Origin of the sequence: Ornithinibacillus proteolyticus (assembly GCF_039581225.1) — a bacterium.
Lineage (GTDB): Bacteria > Bacillota > Bacilli > Bacillales > Amphibacillaceae > Ornithinibacillus > Ornithinibacillus massiliensis.
Window position 1 is genome coordinate 1 of the sequence record NZ_JBCPXV010000004.1, and the last position, 26,927, is coordinate 26,927.

Annotated in this window: 28 protein-coding genes and 2 pseudogenes; 24 read left to right on the forward strand and 6 right to left on the reverse strand. The window is 36.1% G+C overall.

Annotation, left to right across the window (positions count from 1 at the left end; translation table 11 throughout):
• The first annotated feature begins 259 nt into the window (after positions 1–259).
• The 10 genes and pseudogenes from AAIB49_RS03340 (at position 260) to AAIB49_RS03385 (ending at position 6,513) form a co-directional block, all read left to right on the forward strand.
• On the forward strand, positions 260–412 hold the full coding sequence (locus AAIB49_RS03340; protein ID WP_343457213.1) for a hypothetical protein: 153 nt from the start codon (positions 260–262) through the stop codon (positions 410–412).
• 25 nt (positions 413–437) lie between these two features.
• Positions 438–1,037, forward strand: a complete 600-nt coding sequence (locus AAIB49_RS03345; RefSeq protein ID WP_343457214.1) for a hypothetical protein — start codon at positions 438–440, stop codon at positions 1,035–1,037.
• A 141-nt stretch (positions 1,038–1,178) separates the two neighbouring features.
• Positions 1,179–1,796 (forward strand): DUF4352 domain-containing protein, encoded by a 618-nt coding sequence (locus AAIB49_RS03350; RefSeq protein ID WP_343457215.1) that lies wholly within the window; start codon positions 1,179–1,181, stop codon positions 1,794–1,796.
• A 182-nt stretch (positions 1,797–1,978) separates the two neighbouring features.
• Entirely contained in the window at positions 1,979–2,599 is a 621-nt protein-coding gene (locus AAIB49_RS03355) for a hypothetical protein (RefSeq protein WP_343457216.1), read from the forward strand.
• 189 nt (positions 2,600–2,788) lie between these two features.
• Positions 2,789–3,070: pseudogene (locus tag AAIB49_RS03360) on the forward strand (helix-turn-helix domain-containing protein); the annotation flags it as partial.
• A gap of 146 nt (positions 3,071–3,216) precedes the next feature.
• Positions 3,217–3,975, forward strand: coding sequence for a MerR family transcriptional regulator (locus AAIB49_RS03365; protein WP_343457217.1), 759 nt, complete (start codon positions 3,217–3,219; stop codon positions 3,973–3,975).
• 200 nt (positions 3,976–4,175) lie between these two features.
• Positions 4,176–4,316, forward strand: coding sequence for a YpzI family protein (locus AAIB49_RS03370; RefSeq protein ID WP_064965382.1), 141 nt, complete (start codon positions 4,176–4,178; stop codon positions 4,314–4,316).
• 333 nt (positions 4,317–4,649) lie between these two features.
• Complete coding sequence (locus AAIB49_RS03375; protein ID WP_186870055.1) at positions 4,650–4,862, forward strand: PepSY domain-containing protein; 213 nt, start codon at positions 4,650–4,652, stop codon at positions 4,860–4,862.
• 481 nt (positions 4,863–5,343) lie between these two features.
• Positions 5,344–5,808, forward strand: a complete 465-nt coding sequence (locus AAIB49_RS03380) for an NUDIX hydrolase (RefSeq protein ID WP_339215711.1) — start codon at positions 5,344–5,346, stop codon at positions 5,806–5,808.
• A 165-nt stretch (positions 5,809–5,973) separates the two neighbouring features.
• Positions 5,974–6,513 carry an STM3941 family protein gene (locus tag AAIB49_RS03385; RefSeq protein ID WP_343457218.1) on the forward strand — a complete coding sequence of 180 codons (540 nt, stop codon included), beginning with the start codon at positions 5,974–5,976 and terminating at the stop codon, positions 6,511–6,513.
• A gap of 27 nt (positions 6,514–6,540) precedes the next feature.
• On the opposite strand, the gene AAIB49_RS03390 is transcribed toward AAIB49_RS03385, so the two are convergent.
• Positions 6,541–7,458 carry an SDR family oxidoreductase gene (locus tag AAIB49_RS03390; protein WP_343457219.1) on the reverse strand — a complete coding sequence of 306 codons (918 nt, stop codon included), beginning with the start codon at positions 7,456–7,458 and terminating at the stop codon, positions 6,541–6,543.
• Positions 7,459–7,596: 138 nt separating this feature from the next.
• Between AAIB49_RS03390 and AAIB49_RS03395 the strand changes: the two genes are divergently transcribed.
• The 8 genes from AAIB49_RS03395 (at position 7,597) to AAIB49_RS03430 (ending at position 13,986) form a co-directional block, all read left to right on the forward strand.
• The gene (locus tag AAIB49_RS03395) at positions 7,597–7,764 is read left to right on the forward strand and encodes a hypothetical protein (RefSeq protein WP_343457220.1); all 168 of its coding nucleotides are present in this window, start codon (positions 7,597–7,599) and stop codon (positions 7,762–7,764) included.
• 166 nt (positions 7,765–7,930) lie between these two features.
• Entirely contained in the window at positions 7,931–8,761 is an 831-nt protein-coding gene (locus AAIB49_RS03400; protein WP_339215704.1) for a mechanosensitive ion channel family protein, read from the forward strand.
• Between the two features lie 149 nt (positions 8,762–8,910).
• A complete protein-coding gene (locus AAIB49_RS03405; RefSeq protein WP_343457221.1) occupies positions 8,911–10,110 on the forward strand; it encodes an alanyl-tRNA editing protein in 1,200 nt (399 codons plus the stop codon).
• 709 nt (positions 10,111–10,819) lie between these two features.
• Positions 10,820–12,649, forward strand: a complete 1,830-nt coding sequence (locus tag AAIB49_RS03410) for a MotA/TolQ/ExbB proton channel family protein (RefSeq protein WP_343457222.1) — start codon at positions 10,820–10,822, stop codon at positions 12,647–12,649.
• Positions 12,639–13,331 (forward strand): OmpA family protein, encoded by a 693-nt coding sequence (locus AAIB49_RS03415; RefSeq protein WP_343457223.1) that lies wholly within the window; start codon positions 12,639–12,641, stop codon positions 13,329–13,331. Before AAIB49_RS03410 ends, AAIB49_RS03415 begins: the two co-directional genes overlap by 11 nt.
• 98 nt (positions 13,332–13,429) lie before the next feature.
• Positions 13,430–13,591 (forward strand): hypothetical protein, encoded by a 162-nt coding sequence (locus AAIB49_RS03420; RefSeq protein WP_339215697.1) that lies wholly within the window; start codon positions 13,430–13,432, stop codon positions 13,589–13,591.
• Positions 13,592–13,616: 25 nt separating this feature from the next.
• On the forward strand, positions 13,617–13,745 hold the full coding sequence (locus AAIB49_RS03425; RefSeq protein WP_343457224.1) for a DUF6254 family protein: 129 nt from the start codon (positions 13,617–13,619) through the stop codon (positions 13,743–13,745).
• A 28-nt stretch (positions 13,746–13,773) separates the two neighbouring features.
• Entirely contained in the window at positions 13,774–13,986 is a 213-nt protein-coding gene (locus AAIB49_RS03430; RefSeq protein WP_343457225.1) for a hypothetical protein, read from the forward strand.
• Between the two features lie 285 nt (positions 13,987–14,271).
• On the opposite strand, the gene AAIB49_RS03435 is transcribed toward AAIB49_RS03430, so the two are convergent.
• The gene (locus AAIB49_RS03435; protein ID WP_343457226.1) at positions 14,272–15,426 is read right to left on the reverse strand and encodes a dicarboxylate/amino acid:cation symporter; all 1,155 of its coding nucleotides are present in this window, start codon (positions 15,424–15,426) and stop codon (positions 14,272–14,274) included.
• A gap of 310 nt (positions 15,427–15,736) precedes the next feature.
• Positions 15,737–16,564, reverse strand: coding sequence for an FtsZ/tubulin family protein (locus AAIB49_RS03440; protein WP_343457227.1), 828 nt, complete (start codon positions 16,562–16,564; stop codon positions 15,737–15,739).
• A gap of 241 nt (positions 16,565–16,805) precedes the next feature.
• Between AAIB49_RS03440 and AAIB49_RS03445 the strand changes: the two genes are divergently transcribed.
• The 4 genes from AAIB49_RS03445 to AAIB49_RS03460 all read left to right on the forward strand — a co-directional run bounded on the left by AAIB49_RS03445 (position 16,806) and on the right by AAIB49_RS03460 (position 19,798).
• A complete protein-coding gene (locus AAIB49_RS03445) occupies positions 16,806–17,207 on the forward strand; it encodes a MarR family winged helix-turn-helix transcriptional regulator (RefSeq protein WP_343457228.1) in 402 nt (133 codons plus the stop codon).
• Between the two features lie 17 nt (positions 17,208–17,224).
• Entirely contained in the window at positions 17,225–18,433 is a 1,209-nt protein-coding gene (locus AAIB49_RS03450; protein ID WP_343457229.1) for an MFS transporter, read from the forward strand.
• 143 nt (positions 18,434–18,576) lie between these two features.
• Positions 18,577–18,723 carry a hypothetical protein gene (locus AAIB49_RS03455; protein WP_343457230.1) on the forward strand — a complete coding sequence of 49 codons (147 nt, stop codon included), beginning with the start codon at positions 18,577–18,579 and terminating at the stop codon, positions 18,721–18,723.
• A 211-nt stretch (positions 18,724–18,934) separates the two neighbouring features.
• Positions 18,935–19,798 (forward strand): NAD-dependent epimerase/dehydratase family protein, encoded by an 864-nt coding sequence (locus AAIB49_RS03460; protein ID WP_343457231.1) that lies wholly within the window; start codon positions 18,935–18,937, stop codon positions 19,796–19,798.
• 653 nt (positions 19,799–20,451) lie between these two features.
• On the opposite strand, the gene AAIB49_RS03465 is transcribed toward AAIB49_RS03460, so the two are convergent.
• The gene (locus AAIB49_RS03465; RefSeq protein ID WP_343457232.1) at positions 20,452–21,318 is read right to left on the reverse strand and encodes a proline iminopeptidase-family hydrolase; all 867 of its coding nucleotides are present in this window, start codon (positions 21,316–21,318) and stop codon (positions 20,452–20,454) included.
• Positions 21,319–21,439: 121 nt separating this feature from the next.
• On the opposite strand from AAIB49_RS03465, the gene AAIB49_RS03470 reads away from it, so the two are divergent.
• Entirely contained in the window at positions 21,440–22,192 is a 753-nt protein-coding gene (locus AAIB49_RS03470) for a DUF4181 domain-containing protein (protein WP_343457233.1), read from the forward strand.
• Positions 22,193–22,398: 206 nt separating this feature from the next.
• Here the strand turns inward: AAIB49_RS03470 and AAIB49_RS03475 are convergent.
• Positions 22,399–22,575, reverse strand: a pseudogene (locus tag AAIB49_RS03475) (metallopeptidase TldD-related protein); the annotation flags it as partial.
• Between the two features lie 196 nt (positions 22,576–22,771).
• Entirely contained in the window at positions 22,772–23,599 is an 828-nt protein-coding gene (locus AAIB49_RS03480; RefSeq protein WP_343457234.1) for a TetR/AcrR family transcriptional regulator, read from the reverse strand.
• 106 nt (positions 23,600–23,705) lie between these two features.
• Here AAIB49_RS03480 and AAIB49_RS03485 point away from each other — a divergent pair, with 106 nt between their 5' ends.
• Entirely contained in the window at positions 23,706–26,786 is a 3,081-nt protein-coding gene (locus tag AAIB49_RS03485; protein WP_343457235.1) for an efflux RND transporter permease subunit, read from the forward strand.
• The last annotated feature ends 141 nt before the right edge of the window (positions 26,787–26,927 follow it).

Below are 26,927 nucleotides of genomic sequence, written 5' to 3' on the forward strand. Positions count from 1 at the left end.
CCAACCTGTAAATAAATTGAATTACTTTCAATTTTTAACTATCTATAAGGTGTGTCAACTAACTAGTGTTTATAAAATATTGAGAATACGCGAGTATTTGGAAGAAAAATTAACTTTATTGAGGGAGGAGGGAGTAGTAATCAGGTTATATGGACAATTAAACCAGATGAGGCAAGATAGTCTCTAATAGAAAATCTAATTTGTGAAGGAGCTTCATAACCTTAGACTTAACCAATTAGCAGCTTGGAGGATATGCCATATGAAATGGCTTAAAAAGATTAAGGGAAATGAAGATGGCAGGGTCACAATTGAATTTTTAGGTATTGTCCCAATAGCTTTATTATTAGTGATCATTTGGCAATTTAATGTTGGGGTCAATGCAACGTGTTTCATTGAAAAAAGGTTTTACTAATGAATTAAAACAGAGGTGTTCGCTAATGAAAAAGCTACTATTAATTTTGATGTTCATGATGTCAACTATGTTATTGCTAACAGCATGTAGTAATGAGGAATTAAATGATAATCAGCAAGATAAGAACGAAACAAATGGTGATGCAAGTCCAGGTGATAAATCGTCAAATGGCCGTTTCAGTAGTGAGGTAGAAGACCAATTGGATTTAACTGTAGGTGATACGGGTGTGTTTCATACAACCCTAGGTAGATACGAAATGACGTTAAATAGTGCAAAGTTGCTAGGTACTGAACTTGACGGAGAAGAAACATTACTAGATGAATTAATTTTACTAGAAATTACTGTTAAAAATATAGGCGAAAATGAAATTCTTATTGAAGAAGTTATGGAATCAATGGGAGTTTCAGATAAAAAGAATGGTTCTAACTACTATGATGGAGCGGAGGATTTTGAGAGTATAGAAAAGTTTACTGGTACACTGGCTCCAGGTGAAGAAAAAACAGGAGAGTTTATTACGGATGTTTATGCTGGTGATGAATATTATTTTAAAAAGGATAGTGGTAATGTAGGAGCGGGGAGTAGTAATCAGGTTATGTGGACAATTAAACCAGATGAGGCAAGATAGGCTCTAATAGAAAATCTAAATTGTGTATGTTAGCTGTATAGTCATTTGGATGAATGACTATACAGCAGTACATAATCCATTGTTTTTATGCTAGTTCAAAGCTTTACTCAAAAATCTAATAGATAGGGTGTTAAGTAGCGGATGAAAATAAAAATGTTAACCTTGTTTTCCTTGTTGGCAATCATTTTAGGGTTGTTAGTGGCATGTGGAAGTGCAAGTGTACCTGTTCCAAAAGAGTTAATTGAAAATGCAGACACTAATCCTATTGAAATCAAAGATCAATATGAATTATCTATTGGGGATACTGGCTATACAGTAGAATTTGGCAATAAGAATATCCTAGAAATCACGTTAAATTCGGTGGAAGTGGTAGATGAAATTGAAGGTGATGCAGCTGCCAATAATGCGAATCCTGAACGAGTGTATGTTGTCGCAAACTTTACTGTTAAAAACCATGGTGAAATTGGGATTTCTAAGTCTAGACTCGAGTACCCAGTACTAGTTGATGGGAATAACTTAGCTCAAATCCAGAATAATCAAGTTACCCATCGAAATGATTTAATCGGTGTTGGAAATAGAATAAAAATCTTTGAAGATGCATTCTTTGATTTAGGTCCGATTGAACCGGGAGAAGAATTAACCGGAAACATGCTTATAAACACAGATAGACGTGCGGATAGCTATATTCTGTATTTCGGATATAATCGGGATTATTTAAATAAACTGACTTGGCATTTTACTGCAGAAGAAGCAGAATAGTTGAGTTTTAGAAGTAATACGTTATCCATTATTTAATACAAGGTGCGATGTAAAAGCTTGGCTACTCAGGTGGAAGAATTTTATAAAATCATTCCCTATTCTCGAGATAAGGAAATTACTGTTTCTAAATTAATTTTGGAATGAATAGAATGAAATGGTAGTGAAAAAGAAGGTGGATCCATATGAAAAAAACAAAGTGGTTAAGTCTAATTTTACTTACAATCTCTTTATTACTAGCAGCATGTAGTGATACGAAAGATAGTAAGGAAGAATCTGAGGAAACGAATTCTGCTAATAACTCGATAGAAGATAATTCCGAAATAGATGATGATACTGAAACTCAACCAAATGACGCTAATGACGCTAATGAGGTGGAAGACCAGCTGAATTTAGGAATTGGTGATACGGGAACGTTTGATACTACGTTAGGAACGTATGAAGTTACATTAGTATCAGCAAAACTAGAGGATGACATTGATGGCCAATCTTCAGAGTTAGATAGATTCATCGTATTAGATCTTACTGTTAAAAACACAAGTGGGGGAGAACAGAAAGTAGAAGATTTGCTATATTCACTTGAAGTAACAGATTATCTTGATGGAAGTGGTTTCTCAGATGCATCGGAGCATGTTGATAGTATCGAAAAAATGTCTGGAGTTATAGCACCGGGAGAAGAAACGTCAGGTCAACTGGTTACATTTGTTTATAATGCTGATGAGTATTATTTTCGAAAAGACCCAGGTAATATTGCAGGAGGAAGTAGTAATCAAGTGATATGGACGATTAAGGCTGATGAAGTATAATAGTTTTGAAGACTCCCACCTCAAGAAATGAAAAAAGAGCAGGTGGGAGATGAATCGCCATCTCGATTGTTCGACTATTCAAATGCTTACATTCTTTCTTGTTTTCCCCTGAAAGGACCTATCCACTTACAAAATATGGTATAATAGAGGTATCGTGATACTGAAAGAGGTGCAAGCAACGTTCGTCAAAAAGCCTATAAATTCCGTATCTATCCAACGATAGAACCGAAAAGACAGATTGCGAAAACTATTGGCTGTTCTCGTTTTGTTTTTAACGATTTTTTAGCAAAATGGAACGACACCTACAAACAGGAAAAGGACTAACGTATAACGCTTGTACTGCTCAACTACCTCAATTGAAAAATAGAATTAAGCTGGTTAAATGAAGTAGACAGCATCGCAGTCCAATCTTCCCTCCGAAATCTCTCCGATGCCTTCTCCAGATTCTTCCAAAAGCAAAACAAACCCCCTTGATTCAATTCCAAAAAGCATCCGGTTCAATCCTACACAACATAGTAAAAAGGTACGTTTTCTTTTTTCTTTATGAATTTTAAAATGCCCCTTGACCTTAACGTTACGTAAAGGTTTATGATTTGATTGTCGGGAGGGTAATCATTATGGAGTACACAGTAAATAAACTTGCCCGTATTTCTGGAGTAAGCGGCCGCACGCTCCGTTATTATGATCAGATTGGATTATTGAAGCCGGCAAGAATTAATTCATCTGGCTATCGTATTTATGGGCAAGAAGAAGTAGATCTACTTCAGCAAATTTTGTTTTACAGAGAGTTAGATGTAAGTCTAGAGGATATTATGGAAATCATCCAACAACCAGATTTCAATCGAAAAGAAGCACTGAAGAATCATCATGAGAAATTAAAGCAAAAGAGAGCCCGCCTTGACCAGGTTATGGCAACCGTCGAAAAAACAATTGCCAGTATGGAAGGAGGACTACCCATGCAGGATAATGAAAAATTCGCTGGATTAAAAGAAAAGTTGATGGAAGAGAATGAAAAGAAATATGGCAAAGAAATCCGTGAAAAATACGGGAATGATATCGTTGAGGCAAGTAATACAAAATTAAGAGGGATGACACAAGGGGATTATCAAGCAATGACAGAGCTTGGTGAAGAAATAATGAATTTATTAAAAGAAGCTTATAAAACGGGCGATCCAGCATCAGAAAAAGCACAACAACTAGCTGAGAAACATAAGCAATGGCTACTGTATTCATGGACGAATTATTCCAAAGAAGCACATGCGGGCCTAGCTGAAATGTATGTGGCAGATGAACGGTTTACTGCTTATTATGACACTGCTATAAAAGGCGGTACACAATTTTTACGAGACGCTATTATGATTTATTTAGATAGCTAATTAGAACATACCATGCGTCAACGTACTTGGTGCATGGTATGTTTGTAATCTAGGTTAACTAATTCCATAGTTCCTTTTTATATCGCTTTCCACTCCTAAATAGTAGTTGAATAGCATATATGAGCATAATAAGAGGATTGGTCAAAAGTTAAGGAATAATTCCAAACAAAAAAAACATCTTAGTAATAGGAGGTGCTAAGATGGGAAAAGACCGCCAAGAAAAAAAGTTAAAGAAAAGTAAGCGTGTAGAATCTGATCGTGATGTAGGATTGCGTTACAAGGGTTCAACCATTATGTCTAGTCCTGAAGAAGCGATGGAATTAAATGATGGGAAGAAGTAGTAGGAAACAAAGGGAAGTCTCTGTGTTAGAGATATTCCCTTTTTTGTTTTTATAAACTTTTTGGAAAGAATAAACTAAACGTAAAAAATATGATGCTTGCACTAATAGTTATGATAAGTATCGAATATGATGTCTAAGGAATGAATTAATATGATTCTAATCAAATTTTAATTTAACTGTTATTTTTCTTTAAGGATTTATGGCTATATTAAAGAAGAGACAATTACTATTCTCTGCAATTGAATTTACACATAAGACACTTAACACATAGACATAACAAACAATTAACGTACAGATGAATTTAACGATAATGTAGATTGGTAGGAGGAAAATATGGAACAAGCTACTTTCCCAAATTTAATCACAGAGCTTCAAGCAATTGAACTTGCAGAAAGTGTTATAGAAGGCACCGTTGTTCAAATGGTACTAGATGTAAATAAGGGCATCTATATATACGAGCTAGAATTAAAAACAAAGAATGGAAACACTGCAATTGAATTAAATGCTATTACCGGTGAAGTAATACGATCACTAGATTCAAGGTAGGAATAGTAACAATGAGTTCTTACTGATAGATAAAGGTATCATGAAGATTTTTTAGCAGATTGGAACGTATGAAAACTATCCTCCCTGTATAAGAAAAAACACATCCGCTCTTCTTTTAGCGAATGTGTTTTTTCTTATGGTGGAAATTTGCGGGTAATAACTTTTCGAATATCATGCTAGCACTTATAATGAAGGAAAAGTCTGTCAAATGTATTCTTTCATGTATTACCGAATGTAGCTTAAAGGATAAGGGAAGTACCGAATAAGTTATAAAAATGGGCAAGTTCATTGGTAGTACTTACAACCATATCATTTCTAGTAATCATGAATATAGTTAAAATGAAGGATATTTTTTACTCGCTTGTGTACCTTGTAACCGTACAAGTACTAGTCAAAAATCACTGCTTTATGGACTATAGAAGCTGTTCAGTAATTATCATCATCAAGTCCGATAGATAACTTTAGATAAAGGAGCAAATAAATGGGATATGTAGAGGATTTGAGGGAAATAGTAGGCCATAGACCGTTAATCTTTGTTGGTGCTGTGGCAATCATTACGAATACTGAAGGGAGTATTCTACTGCAACAACGCAGGTTTCCAAACGGAGTCTGGGGAATTCCTGGAGGGTTAATGGAACTTGGTGAATCAACGGAAGATGTAGCAAGAAGAGAAGTTAAGGAAGAAACCGGACTGACCATTGGTAGGCTTCACTTAATTAATGTGTATTCTGGCGAGGACCATTTTATTATTGCTGAAAATGGAGATCAATTTTACGTTGTGACAGTTGCTTATTATACCAATGAATATGAAGGTGAAATACAGGTGGACGAAGCAGAATCAATAACGTTTGAATTCTTTCCACCAACAGAATTGCCAGAAAGAATGGTCGGAAGTCATCGAGAGATTATTCGGGAATATCTAAACAAGCATAGGGGGAGAGTCTGATGTACTATGACTCTCCTTAATCCATACAACTCCTGCTTTGTTTCTTTTAAACCTTAATAGAGAGTGAAATCTGACTAAAGTCCTGTTTTTTAGAGGGGACTTTTGCCCCTTGAAGCAATTAGAACAAAGGGTATACTCGGTAAAGTAACGGAAGGAGGGAGAATGATGAATGAATTAGTAATTTACCCTAAAAAAGGGAAGATGATCTTATATGGAATCGGTTGCTTTATTTTTGTAGCTATTGGGGCAATACTTTTTTTGATAGGACTAATTGATAACGGGAGTGATCGTCTAAAGTTTCTTCTTATCGGTGGAGTTGCTTTTGTCTTCTTTGGCCTTTGTATGGTTTATTGGGTGAAAACAATGGCAAAAAGGAAACCAGCTATTATCATTAATCATGAAGGAATAACAGATCAATCTACATATATTGCGGCTGGATTAATTAGATGGGAAGAGATAGAAGATATTGATTTCATTCAATTTGGTGGCCAAACATACCTCGGGATTTTTACAAAAGATCCTGATTTAATTGTTAATCGAAGTAGCTCTATTAAGAGAATGTTAAATCGGATGAATAAGGGCATATTACCTTCTCAAGTTAATATTCCGGTGAAAATATTGGATTGTTCTGTTGAAGAGCTTATTGATAGGATAAATAAAGAGTGGGAAAATCAAATGAGTCAACAAGAACCATTCACAAAATAATAATCGGGATAGTAGTATCCCGATTATTTATCCGAAAATCTCACCGCCATTGACATGTAACACCTGACCAGTTACAAAACGTGAATCATCTGAGGCAAGATAAACAAAGGTTGGTGCTACTTCAAAAGGCTGAGCTTGACGGTCCATTAGGTTATTCACTTGTGTTACTTCATCCGCTGAGAAGCTTGCTGGGATTAACGGAGTCCAAATTCTACCAGGAGCAATGGCATTAACGCGAATTCCTTTATCTGCTAAATTTCTTGCAAGTGCGCGGGTGAAGCCAATGTTTGCTCCTTTTGTTGCGGTATAATCGATTAATTGATCGTTGCCAAAAAACGTCACAACAGAGGCGGTATTTATAATGGAACTACCTGCCTTCAAGTATTTTAATGCTTCACGAGTAGTATAAAAGTGAGAATATATATTGACTTTAAATGTTTCATCGAATTGTTCATCGGATATATCTAATAAACTTAATTGTTGAAACTGGATGCCAACATGATTACAAAGGATATGCAGTTCGCCGAATGTTTCCAATGTCTGTTTGACAATATCAATACATTGTTGTTTTTCCCTGAGATCACCAGGTAAAAGCAGACATTGTCTACCAAACGCTTCTACTCTATTCTTAGTTCTATTGGCATCCTCGTGCTCATCCAAATAGGAAATCGCTACGTCAGCGCCTTCCTTAGCAAAAGCAATAGCGGCAGCAGCTCCCATACCACTGTCACCACCAGTGATTAAAGCGACTTTTCCTTTTAATTTTCCACTACCTTTGTAATTGGGATTCTCAATGATTGGTTGTGGCACCATGAGACTTTCGATTCCAGGCTGACGGTATTGCCGTTGTTCGGGTACTGTTATCGGAACTTCTTGGTATTTGGTGATTTTTCCATAGTTTGGATACATTGGATAGGATTGATTCTTAGAGTTATCTTTTGACATACGAACGATTCCTCCTTCATGTTAATAATTACTCTATTCGATATGGGCGAATGGTGTGCCTGGTTGAGTAGTACAGTCTCATTTATGCACGATGTCGAATAAAATAGCTAGAAATTAAGAATGGGAGGCTTCGGTGTCATGAATTATTACTATAATCCAGAGGTTCAACTGCTGTTATTGAATCAATCCGATAGGAAGGTAACTGTATCATATTTGCCTGGAATCCAATTTCGTTTGCCGTTGACAGCAAACAGACCACCATTTTTTAAGCATCCAAGATATGAACCGTATTATACGGTTATTTAATATCCGTGCTAGGGAATTTGGTTTAAGGTTCCCTAGCACGTTTCTACATAAAAGGCGTATTAGGTTATCGTTTGACGAATGATGTTTAATTTTGATAGATTAAGGGAATACTTTATTCGTAATCTGTAAATAGATTACTAGATTAAAATAGGTTGAGGGTGAAAATATGTTAGATTGGATAGATGATATTAATTGGACAGACTTATTACTTCAAGTTGGAAATATTGCAATTCGAGTAATTGCTATTGTCATTTTGTATTTTATTGTGAAGTCTATAGGGACTCGTGCAATAAGGAAGGTATTTAATCGGAAACAAGAAGAAATGACTTTGGGTAGAGCGAAGACATTAGAATCTATTACACAAAATATATTTACATATTTCTTATTGTTTATTTTTGCTGGATTTATTTTTTCTATCTTTCAATTTGATATTACTACGTTATTAGCGGGTGCCGGTATTGTGGGTCTAGCCATCGGTTTCGGTGCACAAGGCCTAGTCAGTGATGTAGTTACTGGTTTCTTTATTTTATTGGAGCAACAAATTGATGTTGGAGATTATGTGACAGTAGCAGGGAAAGATGGAGTAGTTGAGGAGGTTGGTCTCCGTACTACGAAATTAAGAGGAATGGATGGTACATTACACTTTGTACCTAACCGTGAAATTACGAATGTTAGTAATCATTCCCGAGGAAATATGCGTGCGCTTGTCGATATAGGTATTTCCTATGATGATGATATTGATAAAGCGACACAAATTTTGCAGCAAGTATGTGAGCGGATTGCAGCAGAGGATGAGAACATCGTCGAAGGCCCAGATGTGATTGGTGTACAAGCTTTTGGTGCATCTGAGGTAGTACTTCGTGTGATTGGTAAAACAAAGAATGGAGAACAGTGGGCAGTCGAGCGGAATTTACGTAAAGCCATTAAAGAAGCGTTTGATCAAAACGGTATAGAAATACCTTTCCCACATCAAGTCCATATCAATAAGAATGCCTAAATATGAAGAGTAGCCAAGTAATGTTGGTTACTCTTTTTTAAATAGGATAAATGTATGAGAATCCTATCTTCTATACAAAAACTTCCTTTCCTTTATTAAGAGGGGTATAGTAATAATCAAGAACTAACGTCATAAGAGGTGAAGAAAGCGTGAAGACAGAAAAGCTATATTATCAAGATCCATATTTGGGACGATTTACAGCAAGCATTTTACATAATGGGAATGATGAACAAGGGAAATTTTATGTTGTGTTAGACCAAACAGCATTTTATCCTACAGGTGGTGGACAACCTCATGATACAGGTACACTAAATGATATAGAGGTCTATGATGTAGTGGAAATAAATGGAGAAATTCGTCATTACCTAAATGGAACACTGGACAAGGGTCAGGAGTGTGTGGGTGAAATTGATTGGGAGAGACGTCTAGATCACATGCAACAGCATGCGGGTCAACACATTCTTTCCGCTGCATTTGAAGAGGAATATGGATATAAAACAGTTAGCTTTCACCTAGGTAAGGAACTTTGCTCGATTGATTTAGCAACGGACCACCTTACGAAAGAAGAGGCGTTAGCAGTGGAGAATATCGCTAATATCATCATTATAGAAAATCGACCAATTGAAACAAGATGGGTAACGAAGGATGAATTAATCCATTATCGTTTGAGAAAAGAAGTATCTGTAAAGCATAATATTCGACTAGTCATCATTCCGGACTTTGATTATAACGGTTGTGGTGGAACACATCCTAATTCAACCGGCCAAGTAGGGTCAATTGAAATTTTACATTGGGAAAAGCATAAAAAACATACCCGTTTATATTTTGTCTGTGGAAAAAGAGTACGTCATCAATTACATGAAAAGCACCAAGTTATTCAAGATTTAACAGCAATACTAAGTACACCTCAAGAACAGTTGATAGAAGCTACAAAACGAGTAATAGAACAAACAAGGGAACTTGAAAATACAGTTAAAGATTTAAAGCTACAACTAATCGATTATGAAGCTGCTTCTTTAATGGAAAAGTATACCAATCAGAATGGTTTCCGATTAATTGAGCTGGTATTTGAAAATAGGACTATGCCAGAGCTTCAACAATTAGCTAAAAATATTACTGCTAAGTCAACTAATACAATAGTATGTTTTGTTAACGAAACAATTGATAATCTTCAAATCGTTTGTGCTTGCGGCTCTGATGTACCTATGAAAATGAACCAAGTGCTAAAGCAAGTATTACCTCGGATTAATGGTAAAGGTGGAGGAACAGATACAATTGCACAAGGTGGTGGAGAAAAGCTAGTTACTAGTAAAGAACTAATGGCTGAGTTAGTGAAAGAGTTAGATTAATGTAATACCTACTATTTGCAAAGGTGCCAACTGTATGTGGCACCTTTTTTGGGATAAATTGTATTGGGCTTTCTGAATGGAGAGAGGGAGGTAACGGATTGTCCTCGTCTGTGCCCAAAATGTGGAAGAACCGTCGACCAAGGTAACAGAGAGCCACCCTCAGTGCCCTAAATGAGGAGGAATCGCCGATCAAGGTAACAGAGAGCCATCCTCAGTGCGCTAAATGAAGAATAATCGTTGACCAAGGTAACAGAGAGCCATCCTCAGTGCCCTAAATGAGGAAGAACCGTCGGCCAAGGTAACAGAGAGCCATCCTCAGTGCCCTAAATGAGGAGTAATCGTCGATCAAGGTAACAGAGAGCCATCCTCAGTGCCCAAAAAGAGGAGGAACCGTCGCCCGAGGTAACAGAGAGCCATCCTCAGTGCCCTAAACGAGGAGTAATCGTCGGCCAAGGTAACAGAGAGGCCTCGTCAGTGCCCAAAAAGAGGAAGAACCGCCGATCAAGGTAACAGAGAACCCCCGTCTGTTCCCTAAATAGGGAAGAACTACAAAAAAGGTAATGTAAAATACCTAACATTCCCCCTGCAATATACCCCCATTACATAATTTTCATTATATTGTTCTGACAAGCATTCATGATTTATCTGGCTCTCGAATAGGATGTACTAATAAGCGTACAAGAATCTTATTTGGCGGGAGAGGTAAGTAGTGGTGCAATTTATATTAGAAATCTTTACAAGTAAGGAAAAGGCGGAAGCAATATTGTCAAGTCCCCTAATAGAGCTGATATTTTTGATGCTTATACTAGGGTTTATTATTTCTGTTTTAGTTCATTTCATTGTATTTAATAAACTTAAAAAGCTACGAAATTACTTTAAAGAAACAAACAGGATGGATATTGAACCACTGGCATCATTTTACCAAGAGTTTGAAAGAAGGAGTCAAATTGAATCTGTTGCACGAGAGACGTTTGTCCAGGAAAGGTTTTCAAGCTGGAGAATTTTTGGAATTCCTGTCGTGAATTTAATTAAAATGATACAAATGACAATTTCGGTGTTTATATTACTTGGTGTTCTTGGAACGTTTATTGGTCTAACTATTTCACTTGGAACCATTAATGCTACAGGAGAACAACTAGTTGAAAATATTGCAGCTGTATTAGCAGGAATTGACGTTGCCTTTTACACGAGTATTGCAGGTATGGGATTTTCTTTAATTATGACGATTTTGGTAAAAGCGTTTAATACAGAGCATATGCTTACCGACATTATGCTGAAAGTAGAATCAAGTCTAGAAGGTAATGATGAAAATAGCATGGGGCGTTTGATTCAAGTCTCAGAAATGATTAATCAGTCCATCGTTCAATTGCAAGAATCGAATCAACAATCTCTAGGTAATATTGAACGAGCTTTTGAAGGATTTCAAGAATATACAACTGGATTACAACAATCAGCAAAGGATTTAGCAGCCTTCAATGATGGATTATCAAAGAATCTAGGAGAATTTCATCAACTTTTTAATCAGATGAAAGAGGTAACAGTTGGATTTAGTGAAGGGACTGCTCGATTAAACGCGAACTTTGATTCACTATTTGCTTACTTTAATAAAGTAGAGGAAAAGAATGAGCGTATTGTTAAAACGGTTGAGGGGACATATGAACAAATTAAAGAAGCGTCTGATACGCAAAAAGAATCCTTACTTCATATGAAAAATGTCGTATCTGATTTGAAGGACTTCACATCATCAATCTTACAAGGACAAAAAACAGTAGGGGATTCGATCGGTCAAATTGTAAATCAAAGTAATCAATTAGTTAAACGGATGGATAGTCATAATAAAGAGTTTAAACAAATTTTCGGAAATGATTTATCGTCTAGATTGGCAGGGATTACAACTTATTTAGGGGAGCTTTCAAGAGAATTCGATCGACTAGGGGAATCGATTTCTGGCCTGCCAGAAGCACTAGATGTCATTAATCATACACAAGCAGAATATAAACAACTTTTGACGGATCGGTTTGAGGAACTGAAGCATTTTAATCGAACCTTTAGTAATCATTTGAAAGAGCATACGACAGAATCGGTAGCATTTGAAAGGAATCTACGTGAAGTAACGAAAACATTTGAACAAGTGAGTATGAAAAATAACCAACTGATGCAGGAAATCGATTCGAAAATATCTCAGATGAACCAATCCTATAATCACCGAGAGAACCAAATGGAAGCGAGTGTAACAGTTTTAAAGGATGCTCTTACTAACTATATCAACAACTTTGAAGGCTCATTTGGTAATCGTATAGATCAGGTAGTTCGGAGCATATCACACTCCATGGATAATACAAATGAACATATTAAACGTGAATTTATGGAAATCCGCAGATTAAATGAGCAAATACAACAAACGAATGCACAGAATTTACAACACATTCTACAAGAATTAGGGAGAGAGATGCAAGCATTAATTAGGCAACTTAGTGTTGTCAGTCAACAAGGGCCTTCCAGACCTCCGGGAATAGGAATGAATCAAAATGGATACTAAATACCAGCGATTATTTAAGCGAGAAAATGATGAGGGGCAGTTTTGGCCATCCTTCACGGATGTACTGACGATTATTTTGTTATGCTTTATCTTAATTTTCATTGTCATGATGGTCATCAAATCATTACAAATTGAAGAGATGAAGCGGACAATTGATCAAATCATGGGAGTTAGAGTACATTTAGTGAATGAGCTTAAGGCTGAATTTAACGATTCTACTACAGGAATCACAGTGGATGATAAAACCGGTGCCATTTTATTTGATACGGATATTCTGTTTGAATTTGATCGAGCGGATTTAAAGCCCGAGTCGTATCAATTCCTAGACGAGTTTGTGCCAAAGTATCTAGATGTGTTGTTAGAAAGTGGTTATGAAGATTATGTGGCTGAAATTATTATTGAAGGGCATACAGACCGAAGTGGTGGATATCTATACAACTTAGAGCTTGCCCAGGACAGAGCATTTAGTGTTGCCTCCTATATATTAGGAGAAGAATTTCCCTATAAAAACATCCAAGAACATTTGGAACAAAAATTAACGGTCAATAGTAAATCCTATTCAGATTACCGAACCGATGAAAATGGCGAATATAGTGCAGAAGAATCGAGACGGGTAGAATTTAAGTTTCGTTTAAAGGATGAAGAAATATTGAACCGCACAAGAGAGATACTAGGTGAGTAACAAGTTACTGAAGTAGAATGTATCCTCTTTATTTCTTAGGATCATAGCATATTTCTAAATTTGCTGTTCCATACTATAAGAAAAAGGAGGATAAGGCAATGGCGAAGAAGACAAAGAAAAATCGTCCTGATCAAAAAAATAAACAAGGCTTCGACTCCAGTGTTCAAGACACAGAATTCTCTACAGAGTTTGGTAGTGCCAAAGCTAATCAAGCACATAAAGCTAAGGCCAAAAAAGCAAGGCAAAATAAACAAGGATAAAATGACATAGTAAGGAGAATTCCTCATGACTGATTCAAAGAGAGAAAAAGATAGACAATGGCAAGCAAGAAAGAACGCTAAAAATCCGCATGGTAAGATAAAATCTATGGACCAGTTAGCAGATGAAGCAATGAAAAATGAAAAAAGATCATAATATAAATAAGAAGCTAAGGAGTATCAGGATGAAGAAGCATTCACATGATCAAATAATTAAAGAGCTAAATGAGCTATTAAATGAGGATGTCACCAACGCTTTTGAAGAACAGCTAAAAGATGCTGGAGAACATGGAATACCGAGCTTTATTATTTCCAATCAGGAAGGAAAGGAAATCGAAGTTGCGGTGGAATGGGATAAAGAAGCAGATCAACTTTATTATAAGATTCTAAAGGATTAAGGAGAATCTACCTTTTATTAAAAAAGTCATACGAGCGACCCATTCTAGTAGTACCCAATTGGAGATCCTGATGTGCTATATGTATCTATTGATGAGACTATAAAAGGAAGTCTAAAAGGCCAAAAAAATGGCAATGAAACGTGATTACTTCTCTTGGTCTACGGATTATCTAAATAAAGCTCGCTGTTGGGCTGTGAAATAATTCTGATTTAAGGTAACTATCTATAATACAAAAAACAGACAGCCTCTTGCAATCGTTATTTTTCGAGAACTGTCTGTTTTTAGTTACTTTTTAAAGATAGTATTGACGATCGATGTGATGGCACCATCACCAGTGACATTACACGCTGTTCCTAGACTGTCTTGGGCAAGATATAGGGCTATCATTAACGATATCATTGCTTGATTAAAACCAAGCATAGTTTCTAAGAGTCCAATAGCTGCCATAACAGCTCCACCAGGAACACCAGGTGCTGCCACCATTGTAATTCCTAACATTAAAATAAATGGAAGGTAGGACTGCATAGTAGCTGGTTCACCATTAAGAAATAATACTGCTAGTGAACAACTAATAAGTGTAATAGTACTACCAGATAAATGGATATTAGCATATAAAGGAATAGTAAAATCCGCAATGGATTCCTTTACACCTAAGGATTTCGTTTGCTTTAAGGTTACTGGTATTGTTGCAGCTGAAGACTGTGTACCTAAAGCAGTAAAATAGGCTGGTGACATTTTTTTTAACATTACGAAAGGATTTTGACGACTTAGCGTACCCGCAATAGAATATTGGAACACTAGGTATAATAGATGCAGAATAAGAATCATCAGCATTACTTTTGCAAAAACAGTAATAATGGTTGCCACTTGTCCTGTATACGTCATATTTGCAAAGATCCCTAAGATGTGAAAAGGAAGTAATGGAATAATTACTTTTTCGATTACTAATTGAACAATAGCACGTAGGTCTAAAAAGATACCAAGTAATTTTTCACTGTGAAGAGAAGCTAGCCCAATTCCTAGCACAAACGAAATAATTAACGCAGTTACAACCTCGAACGGTGGTGTCATAGGAACGGTAAAGAAAGGCTCTGTTAATCCTTCTGTTGGATCTGTCAACGATTGTAGGGATTGTCCATTTAGTAAAGAAGGATAAAGCGACTTCGCTACGAGAAAAGCAATAATTCCAGCTAAAATAGTAGATGCATAAGCAAAGAAAGCACTTATACCGAGAAGTTTTCCAGCTCCACGGCCAATTTCCCCTATTCCTGGTGTAATAAATCCTAAAATAATGAATGGGATAATAAAGCTAATAAAATTACCAAAGATGCTATTAAAAGTAGCAAGCAGCTGAATAAACCACTCATTGACAAATGAACCAATAATAATCCCTACTATAATGGCAATAATAATTTTAGTTAGTAATCCGAAATTCTTCAAGATTCCCCCTCTTTTCTAAGTATGATTAAATATCTGTATTTTACTATATAATCGTAGGAAATTTAAGAGAAAATGTATTCTGAAAGTTGAAAGGGATTACGTTATATGGATGAGGGGTAGTCCAATTGCGTTTCGGACTACCCACTTACATTATTGCCTATTCTTAGGATAGCGTTCCTTCCCCTTCATATCATTTAATTCTTCTTTACTTTTATTTTTTTTCTTCTTCTTCTTATTTTTAGCCATGTTAATCCCTCCTTATAGCTTAGTTTGAACGATTCATTTAATTTAATGTAAGTATAAATAGTGGTTACTTGGGTTCTGCTAGCCATTTACGTATCACTTTCTTATATTTAGAGAACGTATTTTTGTTGGATTTTATTGGGGCATCCACGGGATCCTGTATACCATTTACTAGTAATGAAATGTTGAAAAGATGGCCAGGCTTATCAATTAAATAAGAACCAATTTTAAATAAATCAGCTTTATCAAACAAGTCATTTAGGCGGAGGTTAATTTGTCTAAAGGCTTCCATATCTACATCTCTTGTATAGCCGATGTTAATAATTAACTGCTTTGCTTCGGTAAAATCTTTTGGCAGATAGGGAGTTGAAATTAGGTATTTAAGTGGTTCATCAAAACTTCTGCCTTCAATCGTATGTATAAAAAGGGGGCCATGGTTTCGGGAAATAAAAGCTTTAATATCATGATAATCGATATTCACCTTTCCTGTATCCTCTACCATGTCCCGTATAGTACCGATTGCTCTCTCTTCAATTGCATCAAAGGCTTGATGTGCCTCGTGGATAGGAATCGTAGGATCTATTGTTTCCATTAGTTCATCACTGTGGAAGAAGATGATAGCATCACAATAATCTTTCATGATGAAGTATTGTTCGCGGGCAGTCATTTTTCTACGTTTTCCTTCAAACCGAAATGGGAAGCGGAAGAGACCGATAAGTAATGGTTTACTCTTTTTTAAATTTTGTAGTTTATGCCCTAATGTCTCCGTCTCGCCGGGATTACCACCAATAAAACGATAAAAGCAGATATTATCTTCCTGAAATTCTGCAATAGTCGCTTGTTTTTGCTCCGAAACGTCCGTTTTCCTCTTAAATGGTTCAAAAATTCTCTCCATGTCGCCTCTCCCAACTCTATTATTTCATTATTTTCACCATAATATCAGATAAATCTAGTAAAGTTTGTCGTTTTCTGTTAAGAATAAAGACTTATTTTGTTGAAATAAGAAGTAAGTAAAAGTAGCAATAGATAATTGTTCTAATATTACTATTTTAAAGTAAGACCTATACAGCAGTGAAAAATAGGTGTAAGATTAGCATGATAGAAATACTTACCTAGGTAAGTAATGGAGGTCCGTGATGAAAAACCGTGATATCATTCATTTATTCAATCAACGTGTTCGTTTTATAAATAAACAATTGAATGATCGATTACAGTCACATGATTTATACCATGCTCAATGGTCGATTATGTACTACTTGTACGAGAATGGTCCCAAAACGCAAACAGAGATCACAAACTATTTTCATGTGAATCCACCTACGATTACTAGAACAGTTAAGCGAATGGAGGAAAATGGCTGGGTCAATCGAGTAGTAGGAAAAGACAGACGACAGCATTATATTGAATTAACAAATGACGCAATGGAGCGATATAAGGAAATTGAAAAGATCGTAGCGGACCACGAGGCGGAGATTCTTTCCCAATTGTCGGAAGAAGAAAAGGAATTATTTCATAACATATTACTGAAACTAGGATAAGGAGAAATTATTACAGCATGCATAATCATAAAGCTAAGATTTGGACAAAAGATTTTATAAACATTTCATTGACACAATTTATCGTATTTATAGGTTTTTACACATTGCTTACTACGCTTCCTTTGTATGTGTTGAATGATTTAGGTGGTTCGGAAGCAGAAGGTGGACTTGTTGTAACGATTATGTTAATTGCAGCGATTGCCATGAGACCTATATCAGGTAATCTTTTAGATAAATTTGGTAAGAAAAAGACGTTATTATGGAGCACGGGCTTGTTTACAGGTACCATGTTTTTTTATTTTTTTATAGATAGTTTCATAGGATTAATGATTTTAAGATTTATTCATGGTCTTTCTTTTGGGGTTGTGACAACTGCTGCTAGTGCAATTGCGGCAGACATCGTGCCAAATGAAAGAAAGGGTGCTGGTTTAGGGTATTTTGCAATGGCTACTAATATTGCAATGGTCGTTGGGCCTTTTATCGGTTTAACGCTTATCCAGTTTATATCGTATGAGGTACTATTTGTCTTGATCAGTATTATTGCTGTGGTAGGTGTTATTTGTGCCATGCAAGTAAACGTTCCACAGGAAATATATAAAATCAGAGATCGGAAAGATAAGAAATTTACGTTAGATGCCCTAATTGAGGTCAAAGCGCTCTCGATTGCGGCTATTAGTTTGCTAGTTGGATTGGCATACTCTAGTATTCTTTCCTATGTCAGTGTCTTTGCTGATGCGAATGGATTATCTCATGTAGCAAATTATTTCTTTGTTGTTTTTGCTGCTGTTATGATCCTAGCTCGGCCGTCATTTGGACAATTATTTGATGTGAAAGGACCAAAATATGTTATTGTTCCATCCTTAGTCATATTTAGTGTTGGATTATTCATGTTAAGTTATGTGGAATCAGCTTGGATGTTTTTAATAACAGCGGGGATTATTGGTCTTGGAAGTGGGTCTTTGCTACCGAGCTTCCAAACGATGTGTATTCAAGCTGGTGGTCCAGGGAGAAGCGGGCATGCTACGGCTACATTTTATATTTTTTGGGATATAGGAATCGCAACAGGTTCTTATGTACTTGGAATGATTGTAGCGAGATATAATTTTCACATAATGTATATTGCTTGTGCTGTATTACTTATAGTGGTTATAGCGTTATTTATGATCCAGCAAACCAAACATGATAGACGTATTGAAGTAGAACAATCTACCGCTACTCAAAATTGACAATAGCTTGGTTTCAGCCTTTAGACCGAAAACCCCTACTGATAAAGTAGGGATTTTTTATGGTTATAAATCAGTCGCTGTTCCGAGTTTAAAAAACGTCAGAGTGTGTATGATAGAAGTATGAAAACTAAGGAGGAATTCAAATGAATTATGATATAAATAGACTTCTAGCGGAAGGAAGAATAAAAGAAATGAGGGATTATGCTTTACAAAATAATTTAGTTGTAAAACATAAAAAAATAAAACAACTAAATTCACAAGTGAAATCCCTTAATAAAGAGGTAGTATAGAAGCAATCTCCAATAGTTAGATAGGTATTCCCTCGGAAGTGTAAACCTCCGGGGAGGAGTACATAGCTTTTTTGAGCAGGTATAGCCCTTGTACTGGAAATGAACCGATATAAAATTTATGAATTTTTAACTAATGTGAATGTTTCTTTCTTGTTATTTTTCTATTCCTATCCCATAATGGACTCACGAGATTGAGAAAGGGGATAGCTAGATGAAATCGGCTTTAGTATTTGGGGGAACTAGATTTTTTGGTGTAAATTTAATAGAAAAATTATTAGATAATGGTGTGAAGGTTACAGTGGCTACTAGACAATCGAGCGAAGATTCGTTTGGGGATAAGGTAGAACGGCTGAAGGTAGATCGCTTTGACGAAGCCTCTATTCGGGAAGCCGTACAAGGGAAAAAATGGGACGTTGTGTTCGATCAGCTTTGTTTTTCTTCCAATGATGCAGAAATTATTGCCAATGCCATGGAGGGGAAAATGAAGCGTTATGTATTTACATCCACATTGTCTGTTTACGATTATGGGACGAACATGGATGAAAAAGTCTTTGATCCATATACTTACGAGTTGAAAATGGTAGATAGGCAAGAAGTGACGTATCAAGAAGGAAAACGTCAGGCAGAAGCTTATTTATTTCAAAAAGTCTCCTTTCCAGTTGTAGCAATGCGAATCCCAATTGTTCTGGGGGAACAGGATTATACAAAAAGATTAGTACATTATGTGGAAAGTGCAAAAGAAGGAAGGGAAGTTTATTTCCCAAATCCTAAAGCAGAAATGTGCTTTGTTCATCAAAAAGAAGCTGGGGAATTTTTAGCTTGGATTGCTGAAACAAACTATACAGGACCAATTAATGTTAGTGCCAATGGCTTTATTACCATGGAGAATCTAATGCAACTTATATCTGAGAAGACTGGAAAAGAAGTAATCATTACGACTAACAACGAGTTGGAATCTCCTTATGCTATACAAGAAACATGGACTTTAAGCAATGAAAAGGCCAAGACACTTGGTTATAACTTTACAAACCTACATGATTGGTTACCAGATTTAATTAGGGAATTATCGAAATAACCTTAAATTGTTTGCGGTTGGGACAAAACGATTTCTAACATAGGATAAACCGAACATGAAAGTTAGCGCATCAAATCCGCCCCGGAAATATACTTGCGGTTAGTGCGAAACCGGGAACCCCACGTAAAACTAGAAATCTTCGCGCGATATACGATCAAATTCGCGCGAGAATCATAAAAAAACGCGCGACATTTAGCATAATTCGCGCGACAAAGAAAGTCTCGCGCGATTTTTGGGGGAGCCTGCGCGAAATTCATGGGAACTCGCGCGAAAATAGGAATCCTCACGCGATTTTTGAGGTAGTTCGCGCGAAAATTAAGGATCGAGGGCGGCTGGTGAGCTTCCTCAGAGCTAAAGCTCTTCCGGGGTCTCAGGCCGTGCCCTTTCCTCCCACAGGAGTCTCCGTATATTTCCGGGTAATGATAGTGATAGTTCGTTTTTTATTACCTTTGTTTTAGTTTTATCCAAGCCTCTATTTATTTTTAAAATGTCTGAATGTTTCTCGGATGACGATATGTATACGATGAAAGTAAATGGAACTAGCTGAGGAAAGCAGTGGTAGAAGGAGAGGGGATCGTAGAGACTATCTTTTTATTTTTATTTTTATTTAAATCAAGATAAGAGACTGGACTAGTCCAATCTCTTATATAACATTAACTTAAGAATGCTTTTGTTACGCGAAGAAATTCATCAGGTTCTTCGATATAAGGCATGTGAGCACTATTTTCAAAAACATGAAACTTGCTGTTCGGTGTTAGACTACTAAAGTACTCCGTTGACTCAGGTGTTGCTTCATCGAACCGACCACATGTAAATAAGGTTGGGACTGCTATTTTATGTAATTCCTTTGTACAGTCAAAGTTCTTTAGGTTACCAGCAACATGAAATTCAGATGCACCCCACATGATATTGTAAATCTTGGAGTTTCTATATTTAGCTCCTTCTTTAAGAAAATCAGGTCGTTCCGATTCTGGTAATCTACATACAAAATGATCATTAAATACTTTAGTTGCCTTTTTATATTCTTCTGAGTCAGTCATCCCATTTTCTTCGCATTCTTTTATGGTGGTCTGTATTTCTAGTGGTAGCTTTTGCAGATTTAGCTCTTGATCTTTTGCCCATATCGGAGCACTTAAGCATGGACTAGAAAAGATAATACTTGCGACATCCTCAGGATATGTTAAATAATATGCAGCAGCCAATGTTGTTCCCCAAGAGTGTCCAAGAATATGTAATGTTTTCACGCCCAGCCCATCTTTTAACTGTTTCACTTCATGGACAAATCTATCAATATTCCATAATGAATCATCCTCTGGTCGGTCTGACTTCCCACACCCTAACTGATCATATAGTATTACAGGTCGTACACTTGCTAGTTCCTTTAACCCTTGTAAGGACCAATGAGAAGAACCAGGTCCACCATGTAAGATAAGAACAGGGGCATTATCCGTTTGCTGGTCATGGATTTGATACCAAACTTTCCCACCAGTTACTTCTATATATCCCTCACTAATTGGCATCGACATAATCTCCTTTGTTCTAAGTTTATGAATTTATACTATCATTAATTTGTGTTAATTAACAAATAAATGTTAATGTGATATATTATTGTTAATATTCAGTATATAAAAGGTGAGGAGAATGATAAGTAATATTATTCTATTTGTAGTTATAGTAGGTATATTTTTCAATGTTGTTAAATTTATCACCCGCAAACTATTTGCAATACCATCTGATTGGGGGGAATATCAACCAATTAATCATACGCACAAATCGGGGAGGCGTATTTTTTTTCTACTCTTTGTTCTCTCAATCATTGCATTTACATTTGAATTTAATTATGGATTTATCTATATCATGATAGGATCATTGTTTGCATTATCTATTTTCGAAGCTTATATGGAATGGAAATATGAGCCAGAGGAAAAGCAATATATTATTTCTATCATAGAATCAAGTGCATTTGCTGTAATCTTTATTGGTATTCTTATTATCTCCTTACAAACAGTAACGTTTGAAGAGGCGTTACAAGAATATGGTTATATCGACATGGATTCCGTTGAACAGATAGAAGTTCAACATGTGGCTTGGAACGAGGAAGAAAAGGAGTTATGGAATAAAACAACGGTGAAAAGAGAAGGTACGATAGAGGATGCTAATTTGATTCGTGAAATATTTCATGAGTTACATGAATTGAAATATCGGGAGCGACCAATTCATCATGAAAATCGGGATAATTACTATCGGCTAAGAATAAAAGGGAAGAGCGATTTTGATGTCACGGTTTATGATAAATATATAGCATTCTATTTAGCGGATTATCAGTCCTACCGGATTCTTGATGATAATAGTATGTATCAGTTCCTAGAAGAAATGAAACTAGGTAGGGAATGAGTATAGGGTTAACTTGCGTGTATGGAAATTCAATAGATAATCAACGCCCAACATTGTATTTTGATGTAGCTCAATAGCCCCGGAAATAGGCGCGACACTTGGGGGAAAAACATAACGGTTCTCTTACACTGATAGGTTTTCCCGCTAGGTATTCTTGAAGTGCCCGTCCGATATTTCCGGAGCTTCTTTTGTGCTTTCTCTTTATTTTAATTTAATGACGGAGATCCAATATAGCCATAATAGTCCATTGGAGAGAATTCTAAGTCTTTACCCACTTCTTCAATATCCATTAATAGCTCAAAGAAATTACCGGCAATTGTCATTTGATTAGTCGGTCCTACGGTTTTACCATCCTTCACATATAGTTCATTTGCCGCAAGCGAAAAGTCACCGGAATATTAAATATGGAGCAACAAAAGCTTGAATGTTTCTCATAATAAAGCTCCAAGTCGTTGAAACCTAATTTTTTCCCTCAACAAATAATTAGTCTCGAAATTCGATTACATTCATTTAAATTGTCTCCAGACTTAAGGCGGAGGATAAGAAAAAGCACTGTAATGGAACAGTACTTTTAAATATCTAACTTATATATCGCCTTAATAAATAGGATAGCCATTTACAATCTGGGTGGTTACGAATGTTTTCAATTAATCCAATAATAATCGCTCGATTATAGCTTGGTTCTATAAGATGTTGTTTTAATGTCATTAAGGATTCTTTTTCAATAGATTCTTCTATTTCCTTAAGGGATATGTCTATCATAGAGATGAGTTTTTCTTTTGATATGTCTTCTATTAAAAAATCTTGAAACATTACTTTCGTTTCTATCGTAATAAAAGGCGTGGTTATATTTTTAGCGAGGATATCTACTTTTTCAACTAGTGATGCTGCTATTAAATCAAGGTCAAGCTTACCATTATTAAATATGACAATATCGGCATAGCCGTTAATTAATCCTTTTATTGCATAGATTAAATCATATTTGATTTCGGTTATGCTCTCGCCATATATCCTTTCTAGCATTTCTAGAAAAGTCTTATCAGCTATTTTATGATAATACTGCATTTTAGTTAGCAATTCTTTATTAAGGGAGTGATTCTGTTCTATCATGAGAAACTTCGCTAAGTCTCGATGCTGTAAAAATGCTTTAAAGATCATATGGAAAATTTGATAAAGAATATCCTTAGCATGAGTAGTTCTGACCACATAGTCAATATCGGCGGTGATTTGTTGCATGAAACGGTCGATAATCGCAAGAACAAGCTCGTCTTTCGACTTAAATGATAGGTAGAAAGCACCTTTCGATATACCACAGTATTCGGTTATTTGTTGTACGGAAGTTTGTTTGATTCCTTGATCTGCAAAAAGTTCTATTGATTTCTCCATAATTAATTGTTTTTTATTCATTTGTAAAAACTCTCCTAAATTACATAGCATATGGTTGACAAACTGACTGAACAGTCATTAGTATAGGGGAGTGAGTTTATAAAGTCAAATTAAGGTAGGTGTAAGCGTGAAGAATTTTGTCAACTTTGTAATAAAAAATAAGCTAGCAGTTTGGCTTTTGACAATTATTATTATTGTATCCGGAATATATTCTGGTTCTCGTATGAAGACAGAAATGATTCCTGATATCTCTATTCCTTACTTAATGGTGTCAGGAGTATATCCTGGTGCGACACCTGAACAGGTAATGGAGGAAGTTTCGATTCCAATTGAAAAAACAGTTGAGAATTTAGAAGACGTAAAGGCGGTTTATTCTAATTCCTATGCCAATATGGCTAGTATTCAAATCGAATATGACTATGGGATAGATATGAATGAGGCAAAGCGGGCATTAGATTCTGCACTAGATAATGTGACATTGCCTGATGATGCTCAAGAACCAACCGTTACAGCTATTAGTATGGATATGATGCCTGTAGTTGCATTAAGTATTAGTAGTGATACGGAAGATATTGTGGAGCTAACTTCTACAGTAGAAGATATTATTCTACCGAAGCTTGAAAAGATAGATGGTGTCGCTTCTGCCACCATTACTGGTCAACATATTGAAGAAATTGAATTGCGATATGATGACGAAAAAATGGCTAGTCTTGGCATTACAGAAGATGATGTTGAGCAAATGATTCAAGCAAGTGATATGGCTATATCACTAGGACTTTATGAGTTTGAAGAAGGAGAGCAAGCTGTAGCTCTTGATGGAAAGTTCATGTCTGAGGATGAATTAAAGGACATGTTAATTCCGGTAACACCTTCTGAAACACAACCACTACCTTTTGTGAAATTAAGTGATATTGCATCAGTTGAAGTAGTAGGTAAAGTTCAATCTATTTCCCGTACTAACGGTGAAAACGCAATTGCCGTGCAGGTAGTAAAAGGGCAAAATGCTAATACAGTTGATGTTGTAAATAGTGTAAAGGATTTAATGGAAGAAGAAGAGTCTAATATCTCAGGGCTATTGGTGGATGTTTCCTTGGATCAAGGTAAACCGATTGAGGATTCTGTCGCTACAATGGTAGAAAAAGCAGTATTTGGTGGGTTAATTGCGATTCTTATCATTCTACTGTTTTTACGCGATTTCAAATCAACTATCATTTCGATTATCTCTATTCCAGTATCCATCTTTATTGCACTAATGCTATTAAACTGGATGAATATTACGCTTAATATAATGACACTTGGGGCGATTACGGTTGCCATTGGACGTGTTATAGATGACTCTATCGTTGTTGTAGAGAATATATTCAGGCGATTGCATTTAAAAGAAGAAAAACTAACTGGTCGTGCTCTGGTTCGAGAAGCAACACTTGAGATGTTCAAACCAATTGCGTCCTCGACATTAGTTACAGTTGCAGTATTTGCGCCACTTATCTTTGTAGGTGGTATGGTTGGTGAGTTATTCATGCCGTTTGCACTGACCATGACATTTGCTCTAGGTGGTTCGCTACTTGTTGCGGTAACTATTGTACCAGCACTATCTCATTTCTTATTTAAGAAAAAACTATATGGTGAGAAAACAGAAATTAAACATAAAGAAGTTGGTAAGTTAGGAAACTGGTATAAAGGTATCCTACGCTGGACATTAAATCATAAGTTTATTACATCAGCAGTAGCTGTAATTATGTTAGTTGGTAGTTTAGCATTAACACCACTAATTGGCTTTAGCTTCTTAGGAAGTGAAGAGGAAAAGGTAATGTACCTAACCTACACTCCTGCTACTGGGGAACTAAAGGATGAAACAGTCGCGAATGTAACGGAAGTTGAAGAAGCAATGCTTGACCGTGATGATATCGAAATTGTTCAATTATCGATTAATGACAGCGGTTCGGAATCTGCTATGCTGACGGGTGGTGGAGGTGCATTAATGTACCTCATCTTTGACGAAGATTTGAAGAACTTCCCTGAAGTACGCGAAGAAATAGAAGAATATGTCTTTAATATTGATCAGTCAGGGGAATGGAAGAGCCAGAACTTCTCTGCTATGGCCTTTTCTTCCAATGAAATTAGCTATACCTTATATAGCGAGGATTTAAATAATCTAAATGAAGCTGTATCTATGGTAGAAGAGGTAATGCTAGAAAATGATGGATTAAAAGACGTAAGCTCAAGTAAAGAAGAATCGTACGTAGAGTACACGTTTAAAGTGGATCAAGAGGAGCTTCTCCAATATGGTTTAACAACGGGTCAAATCTATATGGCGTTAAACCCTAACCGAACAGACAATATTTTAACAACTATTGAAAAAGACGGTACTAACCTTAATGTTATCGTAAAACATGATGAAGAAATTCAACAGCCAGATTCAATTGATGAAATGTTAAATATCGAAATTGAAACGGCTCTTGGTACTACGATGCCTCTATCTGAGTTAGTAACCGTAGAGGAAGGTACGACGTTAAATACGCTTGCACGTAGTGAAGGTCAATATTACGCAACGGTTGATGGTACCATTATTTATGATGATATATCGAAGGTTTCTGCTGAGGTAGATGAAAAGATAAGTGAATTAGAGCTGCCTAAAGGTGTTACAACTGGTATTGCAGGTGTAACAGCGGATATGGAAGAGACCTTTACACAGTTAGGCTTTGCAATGCTTGCAGCGATATTAATTGTATACTTCATCCTAGTGGTAACATTTGGTGAAGGACTTGCACCATTTGCAATCCTATTCTCATTACCATTTGCAGTTATTGGCTCATTTGTTGGGTTATTAATCGCAGGTGAAACTATCTCTGTAACAGTAATGATGGGATTACTAATGTTAATTGGTATAGTCGTAACAAATGCTATTGTACTGGTTGATCGTATCATTCATATGGAACGTGAGGGAATGGGAATGCGAGATGCAATACTCGAAGCTGGTGCAACTCGACTTCGTCCAATCCTAATGACAGCAATAGCAACCATCGGAGCACTTATCCCTATGTTATTTGGAAGTGCAGGTGGAGGGTTAATTTCTAAAGGACTTGCGATTACGGTAATTGGTGGTTTAGCAAGCTCAACCCTATTAACGCTAATCATTGTACCAATTGTTTATGAAGTTTTATCGAAGCTGTTTAAAAAGAACCGTAAAGAAGTAATTGAAAACTAATTAGAAAAGAAAAGGTTGTCACATGATGAAAAATTGTGTGGCAGCCTTTTTTATTTGCTATTCCACATGAAACTATCCTAATAGTTTCATAGTTAGCGACCTCGTTGTGAATAGGGTATAATTTATTCATATTATAAGGAC

Bases quoted from the DNA above. Each gene is read 5' to 3' on its own strand.
- AAIB49_RS03355 (WP_343457216.1), top strand. From the start codon at position 1,979: ATGAAAAAAACAAAGTGGTTAAGTCTAATTTTACTTACAATCTCTTTA.
- AAIB49_RS03425 (WP_343457224.1), top strand. From the start codon at position 13,617: ATGACTGATTCAAAGAGAGAAAAAGATAGACAATGGCAAGCAAGAAAG.
- AAIB49_RS03480 (WP_343457234.1), bottom strand. From the start codon at position 23,599: ATGAATAAAAAACAATTAATTATGGAGAAATCAATAGAACTTTTTGCA.
- AAIB49_RS03460 (WP_343457231.1), top strand. From the start codon at position 18,935: ATGAAATCGGCTTTAGTATTTGGGGGAACTAGATTTTTTGGTGTAAAT.
- AAIB49_RS03380 (WP_339215711.1), top strand. From the start codon at position 5,344: ATGGGATATGTAGAGGATTTGAGGGAAATAGTAGGCCATAGACCGTTA.
- AAIB49_RS03450 (WP_343457229.1), top strand. From the start codon at position 17,225: ATGCATAATCATAAAGCTAAGATTTGGACAAAAGATTTTATAAACATT.
- AAIB49_RS03415 (WP_343457223.1), top strand. From the start codon at position 12,639: ATGGATACTAAATACCAGCGATTATTTAAGCGAGAAAATGATGAGGGG.
- AAIB49_RS03345 (WP_343457214.1), top strand. From the start codon at position 438: ATGAAAAAGCTACTATTAATTTTGATGTTCATGATGTCAACTATGTTA.
- AAIB49_RS03395 (WP_343457220.1), top strand. From the start codon at position 7,597: ATGAATTATTACTATAATCCAGAGGTTCAACTGCTGTTATTGAATCAA.
- AAIB49_RS03370 (WP_064965382.1), top strand. From the start codon at position 4,176: ATGGGAAAAGACCGCCAAGAAAAAAAGTTAAAGAAAAGTAAGCGTGTA.
- AAIB49_RS03375 (WP_186870055.1), top strand. From the start codon at position 4,650: ATGGAACAAGCTACTTTCCCAAATTTAATCACAGAGCTTCAAGCAATT.
- AAIB49_RS03440 (WP_343457227.1), bottom strand. From the start codon at position 16,564: ATGGAGAGAATTTTTGAACCATTTAAGAGGAAAACGGACGTTTCGGAG.
- AAIB49_RS03365 (WP_343457217.1), top strand. From the start codon at position 3,217: ATGGAGTACACAGTAAATAAACTTGCCCGTATTTCTGGAGTAAGCGGC.
- AAIB49_RS03470 (WP_343457233.1), top strand. From the start codon at position 21,440: ATGATAAGTAATATTATTCTATTTGTAGTTATAGTAGGTATATTTTTC.
- AAIB49_RS03465 (WP_343457232.1), bottom strand. From the start codon at position 21,318: ATGCCAATTAGTGAGGGATATATAGAAGTAACTGGTGGGAAAGTTTGG.
- AAIB49_RS03455 (WP_343457230.1), top strand. From the start codon at position 18,577: ATGAATTATGATATAAATAGACTTCTAGCGGAAGGAAGAATAAAAGAA.
- AAIB49_RS03385 (WP_343457218.1), top strand. From the start codon at position 5,974: ATGAATGAATTAGTAATTTACCCTAAAAAAGGGAAGATGATCTTATAT.
- AAIB49_RS03350 (WP_343457215.1), top strand. From the start codon at position 1,179: ATGAAAATAAAAATGTTAACCTTGTTTTCCTTGTTGGCAATCATTTTA.
- AAIB49_RS03340 (WP_343457213.1), top strand. From the start codon at position 260: ATGAAATGGCTTAAAAAGATTAAGGGAAATGAAGATGGCAGGGTCACA.
- AAIB49_RS03390 (WP_343457219.1), bottom strand. From the start codon at position 7,458: ATGTCAAAAGATAACTCTAAGAATCAATCCTATCCAATGTATCCAAAC.
- AAIB49_RS03430 (WP_343457225.1), top strand. From the start codon at position 13,774: ATGAAGAAGCATTCACATGATCAAATAATTAAAGAGCTAAATGAGCTA.
- AAIB49_RS03445 (WP_343457228.1), top strand. From the start codon at position 16,806: ATGAAAAACCGTGATATCATTCATTTATTCAATCAACGTGTTCGTTTT.
- AAIB49_RS03420 (WP_339215697.1), top strand. From the start codon at position 13,430: ATGGCGAAGAAGACAAAGAAAAATCGTCCTGATCAAAAAAATAAACAA.
- AAIB49_RS03400 (WP_339215704.1), top strand. From the start codon at position 7,931: ATGTTAGATTGGATAGATGATATTAATTGGACAGACTTATTACTTCAA.